At 60.5% G+C, this 18138-nt stretch carries 21 protein-coding genes and 1 pseudogene; 12 read left to right on the plus strand and 10 right to left on the minus strand.

Features of this window, described 5'->3' with window-relative positions; genetic code table 11:
- The 4 genes from ACIOU6_RS09320 to sutA all read left to right on the plus strand — a co-directional run.
- Positions 1-294 (plus strand): P-II family nitrogen regulator (locus ACIOU6_RS09320; RefSeq protein ID WP_401135620.1); only part of this gene is annotated, 294 nt, incomplete at its 5' end.
- A 36-nt stretch (positions 295-330) separates the two neighbouring features.
- Positions 331-1668 (plus strand): ammonium transporter, encoded by a 1338-nt coding sequence (locus ACIOU6_RS09325; RefSeq protein ID WP_221730843.1) that lies wholly within the window; start codon positions 331-333, stop codon positions 1666-1668.
- 215 nt (positions 1669-1883) lie between these two features.
- Positions 1884-2309: a secondary thiamine-phosphate synthase enzyme YjbQ gene (locus ACIOU6_RS09330; protein ID WP_221730842.1), complete on the plus strand. Its 426-nt coding sequence runs from the start codon at positions 1884-1886 to the stop codon at positions 2307-2309.
- A gap of 101 nt (positions 2310-2410) precedes the next feature.
- Positions 2411-2737 (plus strand): transcriptional regulator SutA, encoded by a 327-nt coding sequence (gene sutA / locus ACIOU6_RS09335; protein ID WP_116028492.1) that lies wholly within the window; start codon positions 2411-2413, stop codon positions 2735-2737.
- 187 nt (positions 2738-2924) lie between these two features.
- Here the strand turns inward: sutA and ACIOU6_RS09340 are convergent, their stop codons facing one another.
- Genes ACIOU6_RS09340 through ACIOU6_RS09365 form a run of 6 tightly spaced genes read right to left on the minus strand, consistent with a single transcriptional unit; the run spans position 2925 to position 7534 of the window.
- On the minus strand, positions 2925-3632 hold the full coding sequence (locus ACIOU6_RS09340; RefSeq protein ID WP_401135625.1) for an HAD family hydrolase: 708 nt from the start codon (positions 3630-3632) through the stop codon (positions 2925-2927).
- Positions 3629-4528 carry a tyrosine recombinase XerC gene (gene xerC / locus ACIOU6_RS09345; protein WP_221730840.1) on the minus strand — a complete coding sequence of 300 codons (900 nt, stop codon included), beginning with the start codon at positions 4526-4528 and terminating at the stop codon, positions 3629-3631. Before xerC ends, ACIOU6_RS09340 begins: the two co-directional genes overlap by 4 nt.
- 2 nt (positions 4529-4530) lie before the next feature.
- Complete coding sequence (locus ACIOU6_RS09350) at positions 4531-5256, minus strand: DUF484 family protein (RefSeq protein ID WP_221730839.1); 726 nt, start codon at positions 5254-5256, stop codon at positions 4531-4533.
- Positions 5257-5269: 13 nt separating this feature from the next.
- Positions 5270-6100, minus strand: a complete 831-nt coding sequence (dapF, locus tag ACIOU6_RS09355; RefSeq protein ID WP_221730838.1) for a diaminopimelate epimerase — start codon at positions 6098-6100, stop codon at positions 5270-5272.
- Between the two features lie 3 nt (positions 6101-6103).
- Complete coding sequence (gene lysA / locus ACIOU6_RS09360; RefSeq protein WP_221730837.1) at positions 6104-7351, minus strand: diaminopimelate decarboxylase; 1248 nt, start codon at positions 7349-7351, stop codon at positions 6104-6106.
- A 9-nt stretch (positions 7352-7360) separates the two neighbouring features.
- Positions 7361-7534, minus strand: coding sequence for a lipoprotein (locus ACIOU6_RS09365; RefSeq protein WP_007911098.1), 174 nt, complete (start codon positions 7532-7534; stop codon positions 7361-7363).
- Between the two features lie 316 nt (positions 7535-7850).
- On the opposite strand from ACIOU6_RS09365, the gene cyaY reads away from it, so the two are divergent.
- The 3 genes from cyaY to rnk all read left to right on the plus strand — a co-directional run bounded on the left by cyaY (position 7851) and on the right by rnk (position 8949).
- On the plus strand, positions 7851-8183 hold the full coding sequence (gene cyaY / locus ACIOU6_RS09370; protein ID WP_077575013.1) for an iron donor protein CyaY: 333 nt from the start codon (positions 7851-7853) through the stop codon (positions 8181-8183).
- A gap of 4 nt (positions 8184-8187) precedes the next feature.
- The gene (locus ACIOU6_RS09375; protein WP_401135631.1) at positions 8188-8409 is read left to right on the plus strand and encodes a DUF1289 domain-containing protein; all 222 of its coding nucleotides are present in this window, start codon (positions 8188-8190) and stop codon (positions 8407-8409) included.
- Positions 8410-8538: 129 nt separating this feature from the next.
- Positions 8539-8949: a nucleoside diphosphate kinase regulator gene (gene rnk, locus ACIOU6_RS09380; protein WP_221730835.1), complete on the plus strand. Its 411-nt coding sequence runs from the start codon at positions 8539-8541 to the stop codon at positions 8947-8949.
- Between the two features lie 7 nt (positions 8950-8956).
- Here rnk and ACIOU6_RS09385 read toward each other — a convergent pair whose 3' ends face one another.
- The 3 genes from ACIOU6_RS09385 to ACIOU6_RS09395 all read right to left on the minus strand — a co-directional run bounded on the left by ACIOU6_RS09385 (position 8957) and on the right by ACIOU6_RS09395 (position 12784).
- Positions 8957-11800, minus strand: a complete 2844-nt coding sequence (locus ACIOU6_RS09385; protein ID WP_401135634.1) for a class I adenylate cyclase — start codon at positions 11798-11800, stop codon at positions 8957-8959.
- 194 nt (positions 11801-11994) lie between these two features.
- Positions 11995-12240 (minus strand): TIGR02647 family protein, encoded by a 246-nt coding sequence (locus ACIOU6_RS09390; RefSeq protein ID WP_003229392.1) that lies wholly within the window; start codon positions 12238-12240, stop codon positions 11995-11997.
- A 256-nt stretch (positions 12241-12496) separates the two neighbouring features.
- Positions 12497-12784 carry a hypothetical protein gene (locus tag ACIOU6_RS09395; protein ID WP_221730833.1) on the minus strand — a complete coding sequence of 96 codons (288 nt, stop codon included), beginning with the start codon at positions 12782-12784 and terminating at the stop codon, positions 12497-12499.
- Positions 12785-12907: 123 nt separating this feature from the next.
- Here ACIOU6_RS09395 and ACIOU6_RS09400 point away from each other — a divergent pair, with 123 nt between their 5' ends.
- Complete coding sequence (locus ACIOU6_RS09400) at positions 12908-13567, plus strand: glutathione S-transferase family protein (protein WP_401135637.1); 660 nt, start codon at positions 12908-12910, stop codon at positions 13565-13567.
- Positions 13568-13681: 114 nt separating this feature from the next.
- Here the strand turns inward: ACIOU6_RS09400 and argH are convergent, their stop codons facing one another.
- A complete protein-coding gene (argH, locus tag ACIOU6_RS09405) occupies positions 13682-15076 on the minus strand; it encodes an argininosuccinate lyase (RefSeq protein ID WP_007911110.1) in 1395 nt (464 codons plus the stop codon).
- 334 nt (positions 15077-15410) lie between these two features.
- Here argH and ACIOU6_RS09410 point away from each other — a divergent pair.
- The 4 genes and pseudogenes from ACIOU6_RS09410 to ACIOU6_RS09425 all read left to right on the plus strand — a co-directional run.
- A pseudogene (locus ACIOU6_RS09410) lies at positions 15411-15551 on the plus strand (sensor histidine kinase); the annotation flags it as partial.
- Positions 15548-16294 (plus strand): LytTR family DNA-binding domain-containing protein, encoded by a 747-nt coding sequence (locus tag ACIOU6_RS09415; protein ID WP_221730831.1) that lies wholly within the window; start codon positions 15548-15550, stop codon positions 16292-16294. The pseudogene ACIOU6_RS09410 and the gene ACIOU6_RS09415, both read left to right, overlap by 4 nt.
- Before the next feature lie 138 nt (positions 16295-16432).
- Positions 16433-17374 carry a hydroxymethylbilane synthase gene (gene hemC / locus ACIOU6_RS09420; RefSeq protein WP_401135641.1) on the plus strand — a complete coding sequence of 314 codons (942 nt, stop codon included), beginning with the start codon at positions 16433-16435 and terminating at the stop codon, positions 17372-17374.
- Complete coding sequence (locus tag ACIOU6_RS09425; protein ID WP_401135644.1) at positions 17371-18138, plus strand: uroporphyrinogen-III synthase; 768 nt, start codon at positions 17371-17373, stop codon at positions 18136-18138. The genes hemC and ACIOU6_RS09425 overlap by 4 nt, the downstream gene beginning before the upstream one ends.

The following is an 18138-nucleotide window of genomic DNA, read 5'->3' on the forward strand; positions in this document are numbered from 1 at the left end:
GAGCGCGAGTCGCTGACCGCCAACGGCGAGCAGGGCATTACCGTTACTGAAGTCAAAGGCTTCGGCCGGCAGAAGGGTCACACCGAGCTGTATCGCGGCGCGGAATATGTGGTCGATTTTCTGCCCAAGGTGAAAATCGACGTGGCCATCGACGACAAGGATCTGGATCGCGTTATCGAGGCGATAACCAAGGCGGCCAACACCGGCAAGATCGGTGACGGCAAGATCTTCGTGGTCAATCTGGAACAGGCGATTCGTATCCGTACCGGCGAAACCGATACCGACGCGATTTAAGCCGCCACAAACCCCAACGCCCCAGGAGAAAACAATATGACTCTGCGTAAATTCGCAGGGCTAGGAGCCCTGTTGTCCATCGTAATGCCAAGCCTTGCAATGGCGGCAGACGAAGTGGCGGCCCCAGTCCTCAATTCCGGCGACACTGCCTGGATGCTCACCTCGACAGCCCTCGTGCTGTTCATGACCATCCCGGGCCTGGCGCTGTTCTACGGCGGCATGGTTCGCTCCAAAAACATTCTTTCCGTGATGATGCAGTGCTTCGCCATTACCGGTCTGATCAGCATCCTGTGGGTCATTTATGGCTACAGCATTGCGTTCGACACCACCGGCATGGAGCAGGGCGTCGTCAACTTCAACTCGTTCTTCGGCGGCATGGGCAAAGCGTTCCTCGCTGGCGTTACGCCTGACAGCCTGACCGGCCCGGCCGCGCTGTTCCCTGAGGCGGTGTTCATCACCTTCCAGATGACCTTCGCAATCATCACCCCAGCGCTGATCGTCGGTGCGTTCGCCGAGCGGATGAAGTTCTCCGCGATGCTGATCTTCATGGGCGTGTGGTTCACCCTCGTTTATGCGCCGATCGCACACATGGTCTGGTCCGGTAACGGCGGCCTGCTGTGGGACTGGGGTGTGCTCGACTTCGCTGGCGGCACCGTTGTGCACATCAACGCCGGTATCGCAGGTCTTGTGGCGTGCCTGGTGCTGGGCAAGCGCAAAGGCTTCCCGACCACTCCGATGGCTCCGCACAACCTCGGTTACACCCTGATGGGCGCGGCGATGCTGTGGTTCGGCTGGTTCGGCTTCAACGCTGGTTCCGCTGCGGCGGCCAACGGCACCGCCGGTATGGCGATGCTGGTCACTCAGATCGCTACTGCGGCGGCGGCGCTGGGCTGGATGTTCGCCGAGTGGATCACCCACGGCAAACCTAGCGCATTGGGCATTGCCTCGGGTGTGGTGGCCGGTCTGGTTGCGATCACTCCGGCTGCCGGCACCGTGGGCCCGATGGGCGCACTGGTCATTGGTCTGGCGGCGGGTGTGGTGTGCTTCTTCTGCGCCACCACTCTGAAACGCAAACTCGGTTATGACGACTCCCTGGATGCGTTCGGCGTACACGGTATCGGCGGTATTCTCGGCGCGATCCTCACCGGTGTGTTCGCTGCACCGTCGCTGGGTGGCTTCGGCACCGTCACCGACATCGCCGCTCAAGTATGGATTCAGTGCAAAGGCGTCGGCTTCACGGTGATCTACACCGCGATCGTCACTTACATCATCCTCAAGGTACTGGACGCCGTGATGGGTCTGCGTGTGACCGACGAAGAAGAGTCGGTGGGCCTGGATCTGGCACAACACAACGAACGCGGCTACAACCTGTAAGTACGCGCACTAAAAAACTTGCCCGGTTCGCCGGGCATTTTTTTGTCTGGGATTTGTCATTGAAGGACAAGCTGAAAGGATTTTTCGTACGGCTTTTGTCGTGTTTATGAAGGGTGTTTTTCTGCGGGCAATGGCTTACACCATTGCAGGAATATTAGGGCCTTTGTTTTTTCCCAGAGCGCGCTAGAATGCGCCCCGAACGTGCGGAGAACTGTATGTGGCAGCAGACTCTGATAACCCTGCGGGCGCGACCCCGGGGCTTTCATCTGGTAACGGACGAGTTGATCAATGGCCTGCCTGAACTCAAGGCGTGCCGGGTCGGTCTTTTGCATCTGTGGCTGCAACATACCTCGGCGTCGTTGACCATCAACGAGAACGCCGATCCGGCGGTCCGTCGCGACTTCGAACGATTTTTCAATCGTCTGATCCCACAAGGAACAGACGGCTATGAGCATAACGACGAAGGCCTGGACGACCTCCCGGCGCACTTCAAGGCCAGCGTGTTGGGTTGCCAGATCAGTCTGCCGGTTTCGGCAGGTCGACTGGCACTGGGCACCTGGCAAGGCGTTTATCTGGGCGAGCACCGTGATCATGGCGGTGCCCGTAAAGTCCTTGCCACCTTGCACGGTGAAGGGGCATAGCCGCTGATCAGCAGCGGTGAATGATTTTTTAACGGCGACTTTCGACAGTTGCCAAAGCTGGTCTATAACTAATCTGCTTTTCGCAAGTCATGAGGTAGAACATGAGCGACGATGATCTGGAAAACGACGACCTCGAAGTAGGCGACGAAGACGAGGCCGAGGAAGGCCTGGAAGCAGCAGCGGAAGACGTTGCTGACGACGATGGCGGTGACGATGCGCCGGCCCCGGCTGCCAAAGGCAAAGCCAAGGCTGCGGTGTCGGTTGACGAGTTGCCGAGCATTGAAGCCAAGAACAAGGAGCGCGACGCCCTGGCCAAGGCCATGGAAGAGTTCCTGTCGCGCGGCGGAAAAGTGCAGGAAGTGGAGGCCAATGTGGTCGCCGATCCGCCGAAGAAGCCGGACAACAAGTACGGTAGCCGCCCTATCTGAGGCGTGCCGCTTGCTTGCTGAAAAAGCCCGCCGTCGCTGCGGGCTTTTTCATGCCTGGATTAAAGTTTTTGGGTGCGCCGCTATCCCTGGTGGTAGCGGGCTTGCTCGCGAATGCGGTGTGTCATTCAACTGATATGTTGACTGACACGACCTCTTCGCGAGCAAGCCCGCTCCCACAGGGGGTGTGTCAATTTGAGGAAGCATTCCAGCGCGCCAGCACCGCCGGCAAATCAGTCAGGCTGCGAATTTCGGCATCCGGCAGGCGATCCGCCTCCCAGACTTTGCCCGTTGGGTTGAACCATACCGCGCGTAATCCCGCTTGCTGCGCCCCGGCGATGTCGTCGCCTGGATGATCGCCAATGTGTACGGCTATATCAGCGCTCACGCCACCGCGCTGCAAGGCTTCGTGAAACAGCCGCGCATCCGGTTTGGCAATGCCGATGTCCTCGGCGCACAGCGCGAACTTGAAATAATCCGCCAGCCCTAAACGACGCACATCGGCATTGCCATTGGTGACCACGCCGAGGGCGTAATGGTTGGCGAGAATCTCCAGCACCGGCTCGACCTCGGGAAACACTTCGATCTGATGCCGCGCATGCAGAAACACTTCAAAACTCTTGTCCGCCAGATCCGAGGCTTCGCCGTGGGCGTATCCCGCTTCTTCCAGGGCATGGAACAGCACCCGCCGACGCAGCGCGCTGATGCGGTGTTTGAGGCCCGGTTCATTGGCCAGCACCCGCTCGCGGATCGACCACAAGTGTTCCACCGGCAGCGCGCCCAGATTCGGTGCGTGTTCGCTCAACCATTCGCGTAATACTGCTTCGGCGCTGACGATCACCGGGGCGGTGTCCCACAGGGTGTCGTCGAGGTCGAAGGTGATCAACTGAATGCTCATGAATCATCGCCTTTCATGCGTTTGGCCCGTGGATGGGCACTGTCGTAGACCGCCGCCAGGTGCTGGAAGTCCAGATGGGTGTAGATCTGCGTGGTCTTGATGTCCGAGTGGCCGAGCAGTTCCTGCACCGCGCGCAGATCCTGTGAGGATTCCAGCAAGTGGCTGGCGAAGGAGTGCCGCAGCATGTGCGGATGCAGGTTCTGCCCCAGTTCGCGCTCGCCGGCGAGTTTGACCCGCACCTGAATCGCTCGCGGGCCAAGGCGCCGGCCTTGCTGGCTGACAAAGACCGCGTCGTCCGCCGGGTGGGTCATGGCGCGCAGCGGCAGCCAGTGTTCGAGGGCTTCACGGGCCTTTTTACCGACCGGTAGCAGCCGCGTTTTGCTGCCCTTGCCGAGCACTTGCACCATGCCGTCGGCGAGGTCGAGTTGATCGAGATTGAGCCCGGTCAGCTCGGAAAGGCGCAGGCCGGAGGAATAGAACAACTCCAGAATCGCCTGATCACGCCGCGCAAGAAAGTCATCCTCGACCGCACCTTCAAGCAGTTGCAGTGCGCGGTCGGTGTCGAGGGTTTTCGGCAGGCGGCGCTCGCCTTTCGGCGGCGCCAGCCCGGTGGCCGGATCGTGGTCGCATAGACCTTCGCGATTGAGATAGTGATAGAGCCCACGCACTGCCGACAACAAGCGGGCGAGACTGCGCGAAGACTGGCCCTGTGAATGCAGGCGAGCGACCAGGCTGCGCAGACGCTGGATGTCCAGCGCGGCCCAACTGCCGATGTTCTGCTTGATGCACCAGCCGAGGACTTTATCGAGGTCGCGGCGGTAGGCCGACAGCGTGTGCGGCGACACCTGCCGCTCACTGCGCAGATGTTCGCAGTAAGCGTCCAGTTGTCGTTCCATGTTCAGCGTACCGAGCGCAGGGAGCTGTTGACCCGTGGCAGCACGCGGCCCATGACTTCGGCGATGTAGCTTAAGAACAGCGTGCCGACCGAACTCTTGTAATGTTGCGGGTCGCGGCTGGCGATGGCCAGAATCCCGTGGATACCTTGATGGCTGACGGCGACCACGGCGGTGGAGCCGATCTGCTTGCGCTGTTCTTCGCCAAACAGGAAGTCCAGCTCATGCTCACGCAGGGTGCCGCTGACACTTTTGCCTTCGGTGAGCAGGCCTCCGATGGCGGTTTGTGCATCGGCGTGGCTGACCCAGCGGCCGACCGGGGCCGGGTTGTCGCCAAGCAGGATGAGGCTGACAAAAGGCACCTGAAAGTCCTGGCGCAGGCTGTCTTCGACGCAGATGACCACGTCTTCGAGGCTACTGGCGTCCATCAGGGCGAGGATCAGGCGACGGGTCTTGTCGAACAGGCGATCGTTGTCGCGGGCGACGTCCATCAGTTGCGAAAGGCGATGACGCATCTCGATGTTGCGGTCGCGCAGAATGGTCATCTGGCGTTCGACCAGCGACACGGTGTCACCGCGCTGGTGGGGAATGCGCATCGCCGGCAGCAGTTCTTGGTGTTCGACGAAGAAGTCCGGATGAGCCTCAAGGTATGCGGCAACCGCTGCCGCCTCCAGGCTCTCGGACGCTGATTCGTCGGACTGTCGGGCGGGTACCTGAGGCTTATCGGTCATGGCTTCTGCTCACTTAAAGACGCACTTGTCCTTCGTATACACGTACTGCCGGACCGGTCATCAGCACCGGTTGGCCAGGGCCTGCCCATTCAATGGACAGACGCCCGCCGGGCAAGTCGATCAACAGCGGCGAATCCATCCACCCCTGACTGATTGCAGCAACCGCCGCGGCACAAGCGCCGGTGCCGCAGGCCTGGGTTTCCCCGGCGCCACGTTCCCAGACGCGCAACTGTGCGCGGTGGCGGTCGATGACCTGGAGGAAGCCGACATTGACCCGCGCCGGGAAGCGCGGGTGGTGTTCGATTTTCGGCCCCAGTTCATGCACCGGTGCATTGTTGATGTCCTGCACACGCAGCACGGCGTGTGGGTTGCCCATCGACACGGCGGCCAGTTCAACCGTGGTGCCGTCGACTTCCAGCTGATAGCTGCAAGCCTGCGCCGGGGCTTCGAACGGAATGTCCGCCGGCACCAGACGCGGAGCGCCCATGTTCACACCGATCTGGCCGTCGTTACGCACGTCCAGTTCGATGATGCCGCCCTTGGTCTCGACGCGGATCTGGCGTTTGGCGGTCAGACGCTTGTCGAGCACGAAGCGTGCAAAGCAGCGCGCACCGTTACCGCACTGCTCAACTTCGGAGCCATCGGAATTGAAGATCCGGTAGCGGAAATCCACGTCCGGATTGCTCGGCGCTTCGACGATCAGCAACTGGTCGAAACCGATGCCGGTATGCCGGTCGCCCCATTGCTTGGCGTGCTTGGGCTGAATGTGCGCGTGCTGGCTGACCAGGTCGAGAACCATGAAGTCATTGCCCAGGCCGTGCATTTTGGTAAAACGCAGCAGCATGGGTTACTCCGGCAGCAGGCTTTCGCCGGCAAACAGCTCGGCCACGGTTTCGCGGCGGCGCACTTCAAATACCTTGTCACCGTCCACCAGCACCTCGGCGGCACGGCCACGGGTGTTGTAGTTGGAGCTCATCACGAAGCCGTAGGCCCCCGCCGAATGCACGGCCAGCAAGTCGCCTTCTTCCAGCGCGAGCTCACGGTCCTTGGCGAGGAAGTCGCCGGTTTCGCAGATCGGGCCGACGATGTCGTACTTGCGCGCGGCCGTGTCGCGTGGTTTGACGGCGGTGACGTCCATCCAGGCCTGATACAGCGCCGGGCGGATCAGGTCGTTCATGGCCGCGTCGACGATGGCGAAGTCTTTGTGTTCGGTGTGCTTGAGGTATTCGACCTGCGTCAGCAGCACGCCAGCGTTGGCGACGATGAAGCGGCCCGGCTCGAACACCAGCGCCAGATCACGACCGTCCAGACGCTCGCGCACGGCTTTGATGTAGTCAGCGGCCAATGGCGGCTCTTCATCGCGATAACGCACACCCAAACCACCACCGAGATCGATGTGGCGCAGGTGAATGCCGCAATCGCCGAGACGGTCGACCAGAGCCAGCAAGCGATCGAGCGCGTCGATGAAGGGCGGCAGCGTCGTCAGTTGCGAGCCGATGTGGCAATCGACACCGATCACTTCCAGGTTCGGCAGATGCGCGGCGCGCACGTACACGTCTTCGGCGTCGGCAATGGCGATGCCGAACTTGTTCTCTTTGAGACCGGTGGAAATGTACGGGTGGGTGCCGGCGTCGACATCCGGGTTCACACGCAACGAAACCGGTGCGCGAACGCCCAGCTCGGCGGCCACCACTTGCAGGCGTTCGAGTTCGTCAGTGGATTCGACGTTGAAGCAGTGCACGCCGACTTCCAGCGCACGACGCATGTCGTCACGGGTTTTGCCAACGCCGGAGAACACGATCTTGTCGGCGCTGCCGCCAGCGGCGAGTACGCGTTCCAGTTCCCCACGCGAAACGATGTCGAAACCGGCGCCGAGACGGGCCAGGACATTCAGAACGCCGAGGTTGGAGTTGGCTTTGACGGCAAAGCAGACCAGGTGCGGCATGCCGGCCAGCGCATCGGCGAAGGCCAGATACTGGGCTTCGATGTGTGCGCGCGAATAAACGTAGGTGGGCGTGCCGAAACGGTCGGCGATGGCGGACAGCGCCACACCTTCCGCGAACAGCTCCCCGCCACGGTAGTTAAAAGCGTCCATGGCGATCCCTTATTGGTAAACGTCGTGCTTGTGTGCTTTGGACGGCTGCTTTTGCGAAGACTGGGCTTGCTCGGCCGGGTCCTGATCGTCATCCGGCAGGTACAGCGGGCCTTTTTGACCGCAGGCCGAGACAAGGCAGGCAACCGCGACGAGCGCAGCAAGGGAAGAGATCAGGCGCTTCATGGCGAAATCCTTGAAAATGCGTTAATTGCGCCGGAGTATACCGGCCACCCGGCAGCTTGCCTATGCGACGGGGTTCCCGTCCGGCGGGGGTCCACGGATACGCATCATCCCCTGTGGGAGCGAGCCTGCTCGCGAAGGGGCCGGCAAGTTCAACAGGCTCGTTGCCTGGAACACCGCTTTCGCGAGCAGGCTCGCTCCCACAGGGGCAGTGTTGGAGGCGCTGGCAGGTGCTTGGTCGTTAATCTTTGCAATCGGCCGGCGGCGTCCGTATCTTTCGGCGCTTGAGCCTGATCAGACATTTTTTGAGGTTGCCGCAATGAGTTTGTCCGAAGCCCGTTTCCACGATCTGGTCGATGAAACCCAGGAAAAACTGGAAGACATCTTTGATGAAAGTGACCTGGATATCGATCTGGAAAGTTCGGCCGGCGTGCTGACCGTCAAGTTCGAAAACGGCTCGCAGCTGATCTTCAGCCGTCAGGAGCCGCTGCGTCAGCTGTGGCTGGCGGCCGTGTCCGGTGGTTTCCACTTTGACTACGACGAAGAAAGCGAACGCTGGATGTGCGACAAGAGCGAAGAACAACTGGGCGAAATGCTCGAGCGCATCGTCAAGCAGCAGGCCGGCGCCGAATTCGACTTCGAAGGTCTGTGATTCCGTGACTGACACCGCTCCCGTTCGTCCGCCCAAGCCGCTCTACAGCAACGTCAGCCCGGCGGTGCCTTCGCCGTGTAGCGGGGTGTGCCGGCTGGACGAACAAAAGGTCTGCCTCGGCTGTTTCCGGCATGTCGAAGATATTCGCGAGTGGCGTTCGGCAGACGATGAGCGGCGGCGGGTGATGTGCGCGCAGGCACAGCAACGCCGCGCCACAAGGGCGTGACTTGTATATTTTTTGAGCTGTGATAGTGTCCGAACACGCCTCAACCCATCGAGGCCTGATGAAAACCCCGTCTTTTTTTGGCGGGGTTTTGCTTTTTTTGTGTGCAGAAGAAAGGAGTCTGCTCGGATCATGACCGCACCTTCCATCACCCTTACTCGTCTGGACGTGCAACGTCTGGAGCGCCTGATCGACAGCCTGGACGACACGCTGCCGGGCGTTATCGCGCTGCAAACCGAACTGGATCGCGCCGATACTCTGGTCAGTCACGAAGAAGTGCCTGCCGATGTCGTCACGATGAACTCCCGCGTGCATTGCCGCGAAGAAAGCAGCGGCAAGGATTATCACCTGACGTTGGTCTATCCCAAGGATGCCAACGCCGATGAAGGCAAGATCTCGATTCTGGCACCGGTTGGCAGTGCGCTGCTGGGCCTGAAGGTCGGTCAGCACATCGACTGGCCGGCACCCGGTGGCAAGACCCTGAAACTGACCTTGCTGGAAGTCGAATCTCAGCCGGCCAATGGCGGCGATTTCCGCGAATAAGCCTGCCTCAGACCTGTTCGAGCGCCTCGTTCAGGGCGCGCTCCAGATCCGCCTTGTAGCGTAGATACAGATTGCTTGAACTTTGCCCATCACCGAGCAGGCCCGACAGGTCCAGGTCGGTGATGTAGCAGCGATAGCGCTCGGTCTCGCGGCGCTGTTCGACGATTTCCCGGGCGACCACGCTGAACAGTTGGTCGCCATGTTCCAGCTCGCTGAATTCCCGTTGATTGCAATACAGCGTGACCTGCACTTGCCCCGGTGCGGCTTTGCCGACAATCGCCTGCACGTCGTAGAACGGTTTGTTGACCGGTGTCTGCGGTGCTGGCCGCGCTTCGACCCGCCGCGCCCGTCCCGGGCCAGACGGCAATAACTGGTAATACAAAGTCTCGAAGCTGGCTGCGGAGCCGGCATCCATCGGCAGCACCGCTTCACGCCGGAACTGGATCGATTGCAGGAATCGTTGCAGCGGCACCAGCAGACTCTGTTCGTCGTGATACGGCAAATGTTGTTGCCACAATGCGTTGAACTCATCCAGCACGTACAACTCGGCCTGTTGCTCGGTGATCCGGTAGAACACCTGAATGCACTCGGGCTGACCCATCGGCAGGATCAGCGCCAGGTCATGTTCCTCGAGCGCCATCGGGTCCAGATGCAACGGACTGTAGCTCGGCTGTTCTTCGCCGAGGTAGTCGAGCAAGGCGGGCAGGGTGGCGAGGGCGACATGGTTGACCTGGCCGGGCACCAACTCCAGAACGTGATAGTGCTGCTGCACCTGAATCAGGTAGCGGTGATTCAACTCGCTGAGCAACAGATGCTGTGCCGTGTCGACGATTTCTTCAACACGGCGGGCGATGAACTGCGCGCGGTTGTGGCAGAAACAACGCACCTTCAGCGACGGTTGCATCGGCCCGCGAGGCAGGTTGTTGAGGTAGTCGCGCAGGCAATCAAGCAACGCATGAGGGCCGTCGAAGCGGTTGACCAGCACTTCGTTCCAGCTATTGAGCGTGACCTGGTCGAGGGTCAGCACGAGGTTTTCGCGTACTCCGGCGTAGCTCAGCGAGTCGGTGCGCTCGGTGGTCATCACGATGTTCAGGTCACGGTGATGCTTGAGTGGGTCGACGCCAACATTGACCAGAATCAGCACCTCGCTGGGCACGGCGGCGCGCAGCAAGGGCTCTTCCGCCACCGTGGGCAAGGGCAGGGCGATGCTCTGTTGCAGGCTGCCGAGCAGGTTGAACAGTTCGAACTCGCTGAGGTCGCTGGTGCCCGGGTGCAGGGCCAGTCGGGTACTGCTGTCAATCACGCCGTTGCGGTGGCACCAGGTCAGCAGTTCGAGTAGTTGGCGACTGCGCTTGATCGGCGCGAAGTGCTCCCACTCAAGTGCCGTGAGGCTGCCGTTGTACAACCCCCACTGGGGTTGCCCTGGCTCTTTTTTGTTCGGCGACTGCACCAGCGTCAGGGTGTCTTCGGCAAGGTCGGGGGCGATGCCGGGGTTGATGAACTCGACTTTGTCGGCCTTGCGCTCGAAGGCTGCATACAAACGACGACCGAGAACGTTGAGATCACGTTTGTTGATCAGGCTGACAGTCTGTTCGGTGCGGGCGAACTGGGTCAGGAAGCGATAGCTGTAATTCAGTTCGTTGACCAGCGCCCGGCGTTCGGCGCTGACCTGGCGGACTTTCCACTGGCTACGGCTATCGAGCAGCGCCAGTTGCCGTTGATCCCAATGCCACTCGCTGGCCAGACGTTCGAGCAAGGCGCGCTGCCAGCTCTGAGTGCGGCTATTGCCGGTGAGTTTGCGGTTGACCTTCAAGTACAGCGCTCGGCGCACCAGTTCCAGGCGCTCCGGCTCGTCGCGGGCGGTAAGGTACTCCTCGATGCGCCGATACACGACCATGTACGGGTCCAGTTCATCCAGGTCCAGCCGGTTGGCGAACACCGCTTGCTTGAAGCGCAGGCTCAGGCAATGCACCTTTGGGTGTTCGCTGGCGTAGACCTCGGTCAGCAGCAGTTTGAGCACCGACTTGTAGGGTGACTCGATACCCTTGAACAGTTGCCACAATCCGGCGCCGATGAACTCACCCGGCGGAATCGTCGCCAGATGTCCGAGGTCGAGGGTCTCGTCGGCGCGGATGAAGCGCTTGGAAATCAGCGTGTGAGTGTAAGTGTCGTAGGCTGTTTCTTGGTAAACCGGCACCAGCCACCAGATTGGCGTGCGCCCGGCCAGCCAGATCGCGGTGCGATAGAACTCGTCCAGCAGCAGATAGTGCTGAGTGGTGCCGCAGTCTTCGGAACTGAGCTGGGTGTCGCGCTCGCCTTTGACGAAGCGGACCGGATCAATCAGAAAGAAGTGCGCCTCGGCGCCCAGAGTGGCCGCCCAGGTTTCCAGCAACTGACATTTTTTGCGCAACTCGGCGAGTTCGCTTTCGTTCAGGTCCGGCGCGTGGCACACCCACACGTCCATATCGCTCTGATCGGCCTGGGCCAGCGTGCCGAGGCTGCCCATCAGGAACAGTCCGTGAATCGGGCGCGGTGGATTACTGCCGTGGCGCGGCTTGTAGGAGAACGATCGGGTCAGGCGTTGGGCTTCGGCGAGGGCGTTGGCGTCTGGCTCGTAATTGGACAGGCCCGCCGGCGTGCTGCCTGAAACGTAGCCCGGCAGCAGCGGATGATTGACATGAAAGAACAGCGGCAACAGCGTCAGCACGCTTTGCTGGCGCGTCGACAGACCTTCCAGTGCGCGGCCCAGGCGACCTTCATTGAGTTTGAGAAAACGCGCACGCAGTTGGCTGAGGACCTTGCGGTCAATTCCCTCGTCCAGGTCGGGGCGGATTTCGTGGGTGCGCGTCATGTCAGCTCAAACCGGCTCGCGGGCTCGGACGTAAAGGGTCTCGGAATGTGGGGCAGTTTAGCCTTTGCGCAGAGGGACTTTTAAGCTGAATTTGTTTTTTGACGTCAGATTTATATCGCGAGGTGACGGCTGGCGAACGGATGAGCCCGCGGAAATCCCGTGGCAGGAGTTCCCGTGGGCAAAGTCGGGGAGGGTCAGGCGGTTTCTTGCTCTCTCAGAATCGTCAGCACGGTTTGCACGTTTTGCGCAGCATCGCGACCCAGACTGGTCAGATACCCGCCATCAGGCTGGTCGGTCAGTTCTTTTTCGAAGAGGCGTTTGGCAGCGGCGATGTGTTTCGGGGCAGCGGTCTGATGAATTTTCAGACCTTCCTGGGAACTGTCCAGGTTGAAGAGTGCGAGGACTTCCAGTTCGGCAACCAGCTCAGGGGTAAGCGACATAAGGACTCCAGACTTTCTAGGAATTGGACGACAGCGCCCCTAAGGTGAACCTGCCGGCGCGGACTGTCCAGTGTGCGCGTCAGGGTTTTTGTCTGGGGGCGGACTCCAGTGTAGTCAGGCTCTGGGAGAAGGCCGGATGGAGGGGTGACAAATTGTGTGGGAGCGAGCCTGCTCGCGAATGCGGCGTGTCAGGCGCCGCATATTTCGAATGTTCGGCCTTTTCGCGAGCAGGCTCGCTCCCACAGGCAAGCGGCGATTACTGCTTTTCCGGGGGCAGCTCAGGCAGGGCACGCAATGCGGTTTCATACCATTCGGTATTGAAGGCACGGTCGTCATCGAGCATGGCGTCGATTTCGTAGGCCAGAACGTGGGCCATCAAGTTGAGGATATCCTCACGCTCGTAACCCACCAGGGTCAGCTTGTTGAAGGTTGCCTTGGCCGCTGGCGGGTTGTCGCTTTCGATCTGGTTTTCGATGGCGTCGATCAGAGTGGTCTCGGTGAACTCTTCTTCGTCGTCATTATTGATGTCTGTCGGCTCGCTCATGGCAGGCTCCTCAAGGAAAGTCGCCAGTTTACCCGCATTCAGTGGCGTGATGCTGCTGGCGGGAATCGCGTATGCGATCTATAAACAGGCACTGCCCACCCCGCACGGCCTGGAGGCTATGTGATGTTCAAGCTCTATGGATTCTCTGTCAGCAACTACTACAACATGGTCAAGCTGGCGTTGATGGAAAAAGGCCTGCCGTTCGAAGAGGTCACGTTTTACCCCGCGCAGACCCCGGACTCGCTGGCGATCAGCCCGCGCGGCAAAGTGCCGGTGCTGGGCGTCGACGGAGGGTTTATCAATGAAACAGCGATCATTCTCGAATACCTCGAACAGACGCACAAAGGCACGCCGCTGCTGCCGAGCGCTCCGTTCGAGCGCGCGCAGGTGCTAGCGATTGCCAAGGAAATCGAGCTGTACATCGAACTGCCGGGACGCGCCTGTTATGGCGAAGCCTTCTTTGGCATGACGCTGCCGGAGGCGATCAAGGAAAAGACCAGGATCGAGTTGCTGCTGGGTTTTGCGGCGCTGGGCCGACACGGCAAATTCGCCCCGTATGTGGCCGGCGACAGCCTGAGCATCGCGGATCTGTACTTCCTCTACAGCGTGCCGTTGGCCTGCGCAGTAGGGCAGAAGTTGTTCGGTATTGATTTGCTGGCAGAGATGCCGCAGGCGAAAGCGCTACTGGAGCGGCTTGAGCAGAATCCGCATGTACAGAAGATTGCGGCCGACAAAGAAGCCGCCATGCCGACGTTTTTGGCGATGATCGCTGCTAAGAAGTAGGGTTTGTAGCGTTTTAAAGTCACTTTCGCGAGCAAGCCCGCTCCCGCACAGACACTTTGGTGAACACCATAAGTTCCTTGTGGGAGCGGGCTTGCTCGCGAAGCTTTTGGCTTTTTAGCGGCTGGCGATCAGTGCCTGTCCGCGTACAACCGCTGCCTTGACCTGCGCTGGCGCAGTGCCGCCGATGTGGTCACGGGCATTCACCGAGCCTTCCAGGGTCAGCACGGCAAACACGTCCTGCTCGATCTGATCGCTGAACTGACGCAGTTCTTCCAGGCTCATCTCGGCCAGATCCTTGCCGGTGTCGACGCCGTACTTCACGGCGTGGCCGACGATTTCGTGGCAATCACGGAACGGCAGGCCACGGCGTACGAGGTAGTCGGCCAGGTCGGTCGCGGTGGAGAAACCGCGCAGCGCCGCTTCACGCATGATCGCGTGTTTCGGCTTGATCGCCGGGATCATGTCGGCGAACGCACGCAGCGAATCTCGCAGCGTGTCGGCGGCGTCGAACAGCGGCTCTTTGTCTTCCTGATTGTCCTTGTTGTAGGCCAGTGGTTGGCCTTTCATCAAGGTCAGCAAGCCCATCAGCGCACCGAACACACGGCCAGTCTTGCCGCGCACCAACTCTGGCACGTCGGGGTTTTTCTTTTGCGGCATGATCGAACTGCCGGTGCAGAAACGATCCGGCAAATCGATGAACTGGAATTGCGCGCTGGTCCACAGCACCAACTCTTCGGAGAAACGCGACAGGTGCATCATCGCGATGCTCGCGGCCGAACAGAATTCGATGGCGAAATCACGGTCGGATACGTTGTCCAGCGAGTTGCCGCCCACGGCGTCGAAGCCCAACAGTTGCGCGGTGTATTCGCGATCGATCGGGTAGGTGGTGCCAGCGAGTGCGGCGCTGCCCAGGGGCATGCGGTTGGTGCGCTTGCGGCAGTCGACCAGACGTTCGTAGTCGCGGCTGAGCATTTCGAACCAGGCCAGCATGTGGTGCCCGAAGGTCACAGGCTGTGCGGTCTGCAAATGGGTGAAGCCCGGCATGATGCTCGCGGCTTCGCGCTCGGCTTGCTCCAGCAGGCCTTTTTGCAGACGCGTGATTTCGGCGAGGATCAGGTCGATCTCGTCACGCAGCCACAGGCGGATGTCGGTGGCGACCTGGTCGTTGCGGCTGCGCCCGGTGTGCAGTTTTTTGCCGGTGACGCCAATGCGGTCGGTCAGGCGTGCTTCGATGTTCATGTGCACGTCTTCGAGGTCGATGCGCCAGTCGAACTGGCCGGCTTCGATTTCGCCCTGAATGGTCTTCAGGCCGTCGATGATGCTGTCGCGCTCGGCATCTGTCAGCACACCGACCTTGGCCAGCATGGTGGCGTGGGCGATCGAACCCATGATGTCGTGGCGATACAGGCGCTGGTCGAAAGTGACGGAGGCGGTGAAGCGGGCGACGAAGGCGTCGACGGGTTCACTGAAGCGGCCGCCCCAGGACTGATTGGTCTTGTCAGTGCTCATGAATTCGCTCGTATCGGCTTGAAGAAAAAAGGCGTGAAACGCTGTCGCGGATAATAACAGGGTTGCCATTGCTGTCGCTGACACTGGTCGATACGTTTTTTTCTCATCTGCTCGTCCATAGTCGACGCGGTCGCCGGGGGATTTGCGCAAGGATATTTTCCGATTGAGCAATATCGGCCCGACGAGCGTCTACAGTTGGACATAAGGGTCGGCGCGAGTGCAGATCGCGAAAGGGTCTGGCCGCCGACTAATAAGAAGAGGGGTGGGTGTATTGTCCTTGGACAAACGGCGTGAAAAACGCGGGAAACAGCGGGCTTTGAGCAGTACGACCCGGACACTGGCAAATATTGCTGGCCGACGTACGGCACTTTTTGGTGCTCGGACTAGTCTTAGCGTGGATCGCGGTGACGGACGTCACTCCACCTGTCTACGCTATCCTTGTGCGAGACTCACGCAGGAATCCAGCGCAATATGAATGTCCTGATCGTTGATGACGAACCACTGGCTCGCGAGCGCCTCAGCCGAATGGTGAGCGAGCTTGAGGGTTATACAGTCCTGGAGCCCAGCGCCACGAATGGCGAAGAGGCGTTGGCACTGATCGACAGCCACAAACCGGATATCGTGCTGATCGATATCCGCATGCCGGGCCTGGACGGCCTGCAGGTCGCTGCCCGTTTGTGCGAACGAGAAACGCCGCCGGCCGTGGTGTTTTGCACCAGTCCCGATGAATTTGCCGTGGAAGCCCTGCAGGCCAGCGCCGTGGGCTATGTGGTGAAACCTGTGCGAACCGAACACTTGCATGACGCCCTGAAACGGGCAGAACGTCCCAACCGGGCGCAACTCTCGGCCCTGACCCGTCCCGCAGCCGAAAGTGGCAACGGCCCGCGCAGTCACATCAGCGCTCGCACCCGCAAAGGCATCGAACTGATCCCGCTGGATCAGGTGGTCTATTTCATCGCCGACCACAAATACGTGACCTTGCGCCACGAGTCTGGCGAAGTGCTGCTGGACGAACCGCTCAAAGCCCTTGAAGACGAATTCGGTGAACGCTTTGTGCGCATCCACCGTAACGCATTGGTTGCCCGTGACCGAATAGAACGTCTGCAACGCACGCCGCTGGGGCATTTTCAGCTCTTTCTGAAAGGGCTCAATGGCGACGCGCTGATTGTCAGCCGCCGGCATGTGGCGGGTGTGCGCAAAATGATGCAGGGCCTGTAACCTGGCCTTTCCGGGTGGTTCACATTTCTCTTTACCGGGCATCGCAGGCCAGGGAGGCCGCGCCGTTTCTGATTCAAGTCAAAGTGGATTTGACTGAGCTGTTATTATCCGCCGTATCTATTCAGTACGGATTGATCCATGTCTTCTCGCGAAATCCGCATCGCCACCCGAAAAAGTGCACTGGCCCTTTGGCAGGCCGAATACGTCAAAGCCCGTCTGGAAGCGGCCCATCCGGGTCTGCTGGTGACGCTGGTGCCCATGGTCAGTCGCGGCGACAAGCTGCTCGACTCGCCGCTGTCGAAGATCGGCGGCAAGGGCCTGTTCGTCAAGGAACTGGAAACCGCGCTGCTGGAAAACGAAGCCGACATCGCCGTCCATTCGATGAAAGACGTGCCGATGGACTTTCCTGAAGGTCTGGGACTGTTCTGTATCTGCGAGCGTGAAGATCCGCGCGACGCTTTCGTTTCCAATACCTATGCCAGTCTTGATGCCTTGCCAGCCGGTAGCATCGTCGGCACTTCCAGTCTGCGTCGTCAGGCGCAGTTGCTGACCCGCCGCCCGGATCTGGAAATCCGTTTCCTGCGCGGCAACGTCAACACTCGTCTGGCCAAGCTCGATGCCGGCGAGTATGACGCGATCATCCTCGCGGCGGCGGGGCTGATTCGACTCGGTTTCGAAGACCGCATCACGTCGGCCATCAGTGTCGATGACAGCCTGCCGGCCGGTGGCCAAGGCGCGGTCGGCATCGAGTGCCGCAGCACCGATACTGAAATTCACGCTTTGCTGGCGCCACTGCATCACGCCGATACCACTTCGCGTGTCACGGCCGAACGCGCACTCAACAAACATTTGAATGGCGGCTGCCAAGTGCCGATCGCCTGCTACGCCGTGCTCGAAGGCGAGCAATTGTGGTTGCGTGGTCTGGTGGGCGAACCGAGCGGCGGCAAGCTGCTCAGCGCCGAAGCCCGGGCGCCGCGCGCGGATGCCGAAACCTTGGGTGTGCGGGTCGCTGAAGACCTGCTCAGCCAGGGTGCCGCTGACATTCTCAAAGCGGTGTACGGCGAGGCAGGTCACGAGTGACTGGTTGGCGCCTGCTGCTGACGCGCCCTGCCGATGACTGTGCGGCGCTCGCCGAGGCGTTGGCCGCGCAGGGGGTTTTCAGCAATTGCCTGCCGCTTTTGGAAATTGCACCGCTGCCGGTCTCTGACAAAATACGTCAGGCGATTACGCGGCTGCCCGGTTGCAGCGCGGTGATCGTGGTGAGCAAACCGGCGGCACGAATTGCAGTGGATCTGCTCAAGGCCCATGGCATGCAGTCTCTGGCGATGCCGTGGTTTAGCGTCGGTGCGGCGACTGCGCAGATTCTCAAGGATCACGGCCTCGATGTGAGCTTCCCGGCAGAAGGCGATGACAGCGAAGCCTTGCTGCAATTGCCGCGTCTGGGTGAAGCTGTGGCCCGGCCCGGTTCGCAGGTTTTGATCTTGCGTGGGGAGGGCGGCCGCGAGCTGCTCGCCGAGCGCTTGCGCGAGCTTGGTGCTAGTGTCGAGTACTTGGAGTTGTATCGACGCGATCTACCAGCGTATGCGCCGCAAGCGTTGTCGTGGCGTATCGAAGCGGAACGCTTGAATGGGCTGGTGGTCAGCAGTGGACAGGGTTTTGAGCATCTGCGCCGGATGGCCGGTGATGCATGGCCTGCGATTGCGCAGTTGCCGTTGTTTGTTCCAAGCCCAAGGGTCGCCGAGCTGGCAGTTGCCGCCGGGGCCCAAACAGTTGTGGATTGTCGCGGCGCGAGTGCCGCGGCTTTGCTGACGGCGCTACGGGAGCATCCCGTGCCCGTTTTCTAA

It is taken from the genome of Pseudomonas sp. NPDC087615 (assembly GCF_044743445.1).
GTDB lineage: Bacteria > Pseudomonadota > Gammaproteobacteria > Pseudomonadales > Pseudomonadaceae > Aquipseudomonas > Aquipseudomonas baetica_A.

Excerpts from the sequence above, each read along its gene's own strand:
- ACIOU6_RS09325 (WP_221730843.1), top strand. The coding sequence starts at position 331 with ATGACTCTGCGTAAATTCGCAGGGCTAGGAGCCCTGTTGTCCATCGTA.
- ACIOU6_RS09330 (WP_221730842.1), top strand. The coding sequence starts at position 1,884 with ATGTGGCAGCAGACTCTGATAACCCTGCGGGCGCGACCCCGGGGCTTT.
- sutA (WP_116028492.1), top strand. The coding sequence starts at position 2,411 with ATGAGCGACGATGATCTGGAAAACGACGACCTCGAAGTAGGCGACGAA.
- ACIOU6_RS09340 (WP_401135625.1), bottom strand. The coding sequence starts at position 3,632 with ATGAGCATTCAGTTGATCACCTTCGACCTCGACGACACCCTGTGGGAC.
- xerC (WP_221730840.1), bottom strand. The coding sequence starts at position 4,528 with ATGGAACGACAACTGGACGCTTACTGCGAACATCTGCGCAGTGAGCGG.
- ACIOU6_RS09350 (WP_221730839.1), bottom strand. The coding sequence starts at position 5,256 with ATGACCGATAAGCCTCAGGTACCCGCCCGACAGTCCGACGAATCAGCG.
- dapF (WP_221730838.1), bottom strand. The coding sequence starts at position 6,100 with ATGCTGCTGCGTTTTACCAAAATGCACGGCCTGGGCAATGACTTCATG.
- lysA (WP_221730837.1), bottom strand. The coding sequence starts at position 7,351 with ATGGACGCTTTTAACTACCGTGGCGGGGAGCTGTTCGCGGAAGGTGTG.
- ACIOU6_RS09365 (WP_007911098.1), bottom strand. The coding sequence starts at position 7,534 with ATGAAGCGCCTGATCTCTTCCCTTGCTGCGCTCGTCGCGGTTGCCTGC.
- cyaY (WP_077575013.1), top strand. The coding sequence starts at position 7,851 with ATGAGTTTGTCCGAAGCCCGTTTCCACGATCTGGTCGATGAAACCCAG.
- rnk (WP_221730835.1), top strand. The coding sequence starts at position 8,539 with ATGACCGCACCTTCCATCACCCTTACTCGTCTGGACGTGCAACGTCTG.
- ACIOU6_RS09385 (WP_401135634.1), bottom strand. The coding sequence starts at position 11,800 with ATGACGCGCACCCACGAAATCCGCCCCGACCTGGACGAGGGAATTGAC.
- ACIOU6_RS09390 (WP_003229392.1), bottom strand. The coding sequence starts at position 12,240 with ATGTCGCTTACCCCTGAGCTGGTTGCCGAACTGGAAGTCCTCGCACTC.
- ACIOU6_RS09395 (WP_221730833.1), bottom strand. The coding sequence starts at position 12,784 with ATGAGCGAGCCGACAGACATCAATAATGACGACGAAGAAGAGTTCACC.
- ACIOU6_RS09400 (WP_401135637.1), top strand. The coding sequence starts at position 12,908 with ATGTTCAAGCTCTATGGATTCTCTGTCAGCAACTACTACAACATGGTC.
- argH (WP_007911110.1), bottom strand. The coding sequence starts at position 15,076 with ATGAGCACTGACAAGACCAATCAGTCCTGGGGCGGCCGCTTCAGTGAA.
- ACIOU6_RS09415 (WP_221730831.1), top strand. The coding sequence starts at position 15,548 with ATGAATGTCCTGATCGTTGATGACGAACCACTGGCTCGCGAGCGCCTC.
- hemC (WP_401135641.1), top strand. The coding sequence starts at position 16,433 with ATGTCTTCTCGCGAAATCCGCATCGCCACCCGAAAAAGTGCACTGGCC.